We start from the raw sequence: 738 nt of genomic DNA, 5'->3' as shown, positions 1-738 counted from the left end.
TGAAGTGTTTCCTCCATTCTTCGATCAGGATTTGAGCCTCGCGCAGACTGTAGAAGATCTCGCCGTTCAAGAACTCGTCTCGGAACCGAGCGTTGAAGCTTTCACAATATCCATTCTCCCAAGGGCTGCCCGGTTCAATGTAGGCCGTCTTTGCGCCGACAGCCTTGATCCAGTCCTGGACGGCCTGAGCAACGAACTCAGGCCCATTATCGGAACGTATGAACGCCGGCACGCCGCGCAGGATGAACAGGTCACTCAAAGCGTCGATGACGTTGCCTGAGTTCAGCTTGCGATCCACGCGTATGGCCAGACATTCCCGACTGTACTCGTCGATGATGTTGAGCGTCCGGAATGCCTTTCCATCGTCCGTCCGGCAATGCACGAAGTCATAGCTCCACACGTGATCACGGTGCTCGGGTCGAAGACGGATACACGATCCGTCATTCAGCCAGAGCCGGCCCTTCTTTGGTTGTTTCATTGGCACTTTCAGCCCCTCTCGTCGCCACAGCCTTTCGACGCGCTTGTCGTTCACATGCCAACCGGCATCTCTCAGCAGCGCTGCGATCCGACGATAGCCGTATCGACCATATTGCCGGGTCAGTTCGATCATGTCGGCCACCAGGCGATCTTCGTCTGGACGACCAATCGGCACTCTGCGCTGCGTGGAGCGGTGCTGTCTCAGAACGCGGCAAGCGCGGCGCTCTGAGATATTCAGCTCAGCACGAACACGATCAATAC

1 protein-coding gene is annotated in these 738 nt (G+C 56.8%); it reads right to left on the bottom strand.

Annotated features, from left to right (window positions below; all coding sequences use genetic code 11):
* A partial coding sequence (locus tag MK745_RS19665; RefSeq protein WP_243614864.1) for an IS3 family transposase occupies positions 1–738 on the bottom strand: 738 nt, incomplete at both ends.

Origin of the sequence: Shimia aestuarii (assembly GCF_022814865.1) — a bacterium.
In the GTDB taxonomy this organism is placed as follows: Bacteria; Pseudomonadota; Alphaproteobacteria; order Rhodobacterales; family Rhodobacteraceae; genus Shimia; species Shimia aestuarii_A.
Note: the sequence above shows the minus strand (reverse complement) of the source record. Positions and strands in the feature narration are given on the sequence as shown.